5 protein-coding genes are annotated in these 4,794 nt (G+C 52.6%); 3 read left to right on the top strand and 2 right to left on the bottom strand.

Going from position 1 to position 4,794, the window contains the following annotated elements; genetic code table 11:
- Together astA and KQJ18_RS21565 are read right to left on the bottom strand one after the other, a co-directional pair.
- Nucleotides 1–720, bottom strand: a 720-nt coding sequence (astA, locus tag KQJ18_RS21560; protein ID WP_216422705.1) for an arginine N-succinyltransferase, incomplete at its 3' end; no start/stop codon positions are given.
- Complete coding sequence (locus tag KQJ18_RS21565) at nucleotides 717–1,937, bottom strand: aspartate aminotransferase family protein (RefSeq protein WP_216422706.1); 1,221 nt, start codon at nucleotides 1,935–1,937, stop codon at nucleotides 717–719. The genes KQJ18_RS21565 and astA, both read right to left, overlap by 4 nt.
- A gap of 444 nt (nucleotides 1,938–2,381) precedes the next feature.
- Here KQJ18_RS21565 and xthA point away from each other — a divergent pair, with 444 nt between their 5' ends.
- From xthA to KQJ18_RS21580, 3 genes are all read left to right on the top strand, one after another.
- Complete coding sequence (gene xthA, locus KQJ18_RS21570) at nucleotides 2,382–3,188, top strand: exodeoxyribonuclease III (protein ID WP_043016615.1); 807 nt, start codon at nucleotides 2,382–2,384, stop codon at nucleotides 3,186–3,188.
- A gap of 223 nt (nucleotides 3,189–3,411) precedes the next feature.
- A complete protein-coding gene (locus tag KQJ18_RS21575; protein ID WP_216422710.1) occupies nucleotides 3,412–4,068 on the top strand; it encodes a TVP38/TMEM64 family protein in 657 nt (218 codons plus the stop codon).
- Nucleotides 4,065–4,775, top strand: coding sequence for a TVP38/TMEM64 family protein (locus tag KQJ18_RS21580; RefSeq protein WP_216422709.1), 711 nt, complete (start codon nucleotides 4,065–4,067; stop codon nucleotides 4,773–4,775). Before KQJ18_RS21575 ends, KQJ18_RS21580 begins: the two co-directional genes overlap by 4 nt.
- The last annotated feature ends 19 nt before the right edge of the window (nucleotides 4,776–4,794 follow it).

Consider the following 4,794-nt stretch of genomic DNA (forward strand, 5'->3'; position numbering starts at 1 on the left):
CTCCAGCACCGCCCGCGCCGGAGCGGTTTGCGGATGTACCTGACCAATTACGCTTTGCGCTTCCTCAGACAGGAAATGGGTATAAATAGGATGCTTGGGCATCAGTTCAGCAATAAAGGCTTTTTGTCCGGTGCCGCAGAGAAAATCCGCACGGCTGAATTCCATGGAGAAAAAGCGTTTGCCGAGGCTTTCCCAGAAGGGAGAGTAACCGTGCTCATCGATTACACCGCGCATCTCGGCCACGACCTTTTCATTAAACCGGTCACGAAATGCCGCCATAAACATAAAGCGCGATTTAGACAACAAATAGCCGTTGCCCTCTTTACGCCAGTCGGGATCGAGAAACAGAGAGCAAAGCTCGCTGCTGCCCGTGTGATCGTTACTCAGAAACAGCGTCGGCAGCGCGTTATATACGTTCAGCTCTTTCGAGGCGTGCACCAGCGTGCCAACCCGATAGTTGTACCAGGGATCGTTAAGCCCTACCGCCACCTCGATGGCGCAAATCCCTGCCACGGTTCCGCTGGCGCTGTCTTCAAGTACAAAAACATAGCCTTGCTCACTTTTCGGCAACTCACCGCGCCAGGTTTGTAGCGAGCGTTCGATACGCGCCATCAGCGTGGCTTCATTGGCCGGTAGCGAAGTCAACCCACCGCCGGTCTTACCGGCCAGTTGCATCAGCGCGGTGATATCAGCACGTTCAATAGGACGAATCACCATCATGATGAACCTCCTGCTTTAATGCGTTCGCAGGCCAGCGCAAAGCGATCCAGTCCGCTAGCAACCTCTTCTTCGCTGACGTTTAACGCTGGCGCAAAGCGCACCACGTTAGCGCCGGCGATCAGCACCATCACTCCGGCATTGGCCGCCTCTTGCGAGATGAGTTTCGCTTTCCCGGTAAATTCCGCGTTCAGTACGCAGCCGATTAGCAGGCCGAGCCCACGAATTTCACTAAACAGCCCAAAACGTTCGTTAATAGCGTCAATACGCTCCACAAACCAGTCGTGACGCTGCTTAACACCGTTGAGCATATCCGGGGTGTTAACAATCTCCAGCAGTTTGCCCGCCACCGCCGTGGCCAGCGGGTTTCCGCCGTATGTTGTACCGTGCGTACCAACCGTCATCACGCTGGCACAGTCTGCTGTCGCCAATAACGCGCCGATGGGGAAACCGCCGCCCAACGCTTTGGCTGTCGTCAGCAGGTCTGGCGTAACGCCATAGTGCATATAGGCATACAGTTCGCCGGTACGACCCACACCTGTCTGGACTTCGTCAAAAATCAGCAGCGCATTGTGGCGATCGCATAATTCACGCAGCCCCTGTAAGAATTCATTTGTTGCCGGTACGACGCCACCTTCCCCCTGCACCGGTTCAACGATGACCGCACAGGTGGTGTCATCAATCAGTTGGCGGGCGGAGTCGAGATCGTTATAGACGGCATGGCGGATATCCGGCGGCAGCGGCGCGAAATCTTGTGAATAAGCGGGCTGCCCTCCGGCGCTGACGGTGAACAGCGTGCGGCCATGGAAAGCATTTTTAAACGCCACGATGCCGCTCTTCTGGCTGCCAAAACGATCGTGAGCATATTTACGCGCCAGCTTTAATGCCGCTTCGTTAGCCTCCGCGCCGGAGTTACAGAAGAAAACACGCTCGGCGAAGGTGGCATCAATCAGCTTTTTCGCCAGACGCAGCACCGGCTCGTTGGTGTAGCCATTTCCCGTGTGCCAGAATTTGCTCGCCTGGTCGTTTAATGCCTCGCGCAATGCCGGATGGGCGTGCCCCAGCGCGTTAACCGCAATGCCTCCCGCGAAATCGATATACTCTTTACCCTGCTGATCCCACAGACGTGAACCTTCACCACGCACCGGAATAAAAGGAGCCGGGGCATATACGGGCATCATCCATTCATCAAAATTTTCACGCGTAATTGACAGAGACATAGCGACCTCAACGGTAAATAAAAGGTTATTTATATGTTAATAAATATAGTGTTTGCGGTGTAAATGTAGATTGCAGGGTTCGTGCCAGCCAGCAAAAAAAGTGCATAAACAAAGGTCGGTGACGTAATATCAATAGGTTACAACGTGGCGATATTCACTTAATGTGCATATAAAGTGAATATGTTTGCGCATCAGGCGACTAAATAGAGGAAAAACCGCAGTTTTATTCAGTTGCCAAATATAATTCTGGAATTGTGATCGTATACGAAATTTATCGGAAATTATTGCTCTGTTCTGACGCGCTTCGCGCCAAAACGGTGCAGTTTTTGCTCCATCGTTAACACCATTGGCAATCATTGTTGGAATCAGGTGACAAGAAGCAGTCAGCCAGCGGAAATTCTGCTACCATCCTTGCACTATTCATCTTGCAAAACGGCAGCGACTATGAAATTTGTCTCTTTTAATATCAACGGCCTGCGTGCCCGTCCTCATCAACTGGCAGCCATTGTCGAAAAACACCAACCGGATGTGATTGGCTTACAGGAGACAAAAGTCCACGATGACATGTTCCCTCTCGAAGAGGTTGCAAAGCTGGGTTACAACGTCTTTTATCACGGTCAGAAAGGTCATTACGGCGTGGCGCTGTTAACGAAAGAAACGCCAATCGCGGTGCGTCGTGGCTTCCCGGGCGATGGCGAAGAAGCGCAGCGTCGTATCATCATGGCGGAAATCCCATCCCCTCTGGGCAGCATTACCGTGATCAACGGCTATTTCCCGCAGGGCGAAAGCCGTGACCACGAAACCAAATTTCCGGCCAAGGCCGCGTTTTACCAGAATCTACAAAACTATCTGGAGACTGAACTGAAACGTGACAATCCGGTCTTGATCATGGGCGATATGAACATCAGCCCAACCGATCTCGATATCGGCATTGGCGAGGAAAACCGTAAACGCTGGCTGCGTACCGGTAAATGTTCCTTCCTGCCGGAAGAGCGTGAGTGGATGGAGCGCCTGCTGGGCTGGGGCCTGGTGGACACCTATCGTCATGCTTATCCTGAAAAAAATGACCAGTTCTCGTGGTTTGATTACCGCTCCAAAGGCTTTGATGATAACCGTGGCCTGCGTATCGATCTGCTGTTAGCGAGCAACCCACTGGCGGAGCGCTGCGAAGAAACCGGCATCGACTATGAGATCCGCAGCATGGAAAAACCGTCCGATCATGCGCCGGTATGGGCTAAATTCCGCGTCTGACCTCCTGCGATTTTTCACTCTCCGGGCCTCGCCTGGAGAGTCTGTTTATTCTGTGTAAAATCAATAAATCGACGGTAATACATTGTTGTGTCCGGGAATTTATTATATCTTCGCGCGCACTTTTCGCTGACGAAAACGCTGTGTTACACTCGGTTTTACAGGAGAACCCCCATGAAAAAGAAGTTCGCATAACGCAGAATACCGGCTGCTGATCGTCGCGGTCCTGTTCTGCATTCTGGCGGGAGTTTTCCATTATTTCGGCCTGACCGACCTGATAACCAATTTCCAGCATTTACAAGCCGTCATCCGCCAAAGCGGCATGTTTGGCTATACGCTTTATATATTGCTGTTTATCATCGCGGCGCTGTGTCTGATCCCCGGCAGCATTCTGGTGATCGTCGGCGGTGTGCTGTTTGGCCCTGTGGCAGGGACGCTTGTCTCGTTAGTGGCGGCAACCGTCGCCTCGGCGCTGTCGTTTTTGCTGGCTCGCTGGCTTGGTCGGGAACTACTGCTTAAATACGTTGGGCACACAGCGACTTTTCAGGCAATCGAGAAAGGCATTGCCCATAGCGGATTGGACTTTCTGATCCTGACCCGACTCGTACCATTGTTCCCCTATAATATTCAAAATTACGCCTATGGACTGACGGCGATTCCGTTCTGGTCATTTACGGTGATATCTGCGGTAACCACCTTGCCCGGCATCTTTATCTATACGCTGATGTCGCACGAACTGGCCAGCGAAGGCATGACTCTGGCATTTATCGGCAAACTCAGCGTTGCGGGCCTGGCGTTATTCATTCTTATTCAGGCGGCAAAAGCCTGGGCCAGATATAAACATATCGATCCGTCGTCCAGCCCCGAGTGTGCAGGTAAATGACAAAGCTGAACAAAGCGCGATTAACCCACTATTACCGGGCAGGATTGATAGCTGTGCTGCTGCTCGCGCTGATGGCATGGGCGTGGATACCTGGCGTCAGTGATTTTCTCCGGGGCAGCCTGGCGGCGTTTACTACGCTGGATCAACACGCTCTCGAAAACTTCATTCGTTCGTATGGGACCCAAGCGGCAGTTGTATCGTTCTTCCTGATGATCTTACAGGCCATCGTCGCGCCGCTTCCCGCCTTTGTGATTACGTTTGCCAATGCCTCGCTGTTTGGCGCGTTTTGGGGCGGTGTACTGTCCTGGAGCAGCGCGATGGTCGGCGCAGCGCTGTGTTTTTTTATTGCCCGCGTTTTGGGTCGCAGTGCGGTGGAAAAGCTGACCGGGAAAACGGTGCTGAACAACATGGACGCTTTTTTCGAACGTTATGGCAAGCACACTATTCTCATCTGTCGCCTGTTGCCTTTTGTGCCCTTCGACCCGGTAAGCTATGCCGCGGGCCTGACCTCGATTCGTTTTCGCCACTTTCTCCTCGCCACCGGCCTCGGTCAGTTACCCGCCACGATTGTCTATTCGTGGGCCGGTAGCCTGTTAACCGGCGGTACATTTTGGTTTGTTACCGGCCTGTTCATCCTGTTTGCCCTGAGCGTGGTGATTGCAGTAGCAAGAAGCCTTTACCTGGAGCGTCAACGGAAAAAAACCTGAGACATACGCCATTTTTAGC

Source organism: Citrobacter sp. S55_ASV_140 (assembly GCF_018919505.1).
GTDB lineage: Bacteria > Pseudomonadota > Gammaproteobacteria > Enterobacterales > Enterobacteriaceae > Citrobacter > Citrobacter werkmanii.

Coding starts and splice junctions, on each gene's coding strand:
- KQJ18_RS21565 (WP_216422706.1), bottom strand. CDS start 1,937: ATGTCTCTGTCAATTACGCGTGAAAATTTTGATGAATGGATGATGCCC.
- KQJ18_RS21580 (WP_216422709.1), top strand. CDS start 4,065: ATGACAAAGCTGAACAAAGCGCGATTAACCCACTATTACCGGGCAGGA.
- xthA (WP_043016615.1), top strand. CDS start 2,382: ATGAAATTTGTCTCTTTTAATATCAACGGCCTGCGTGCCCGTCCTCAT.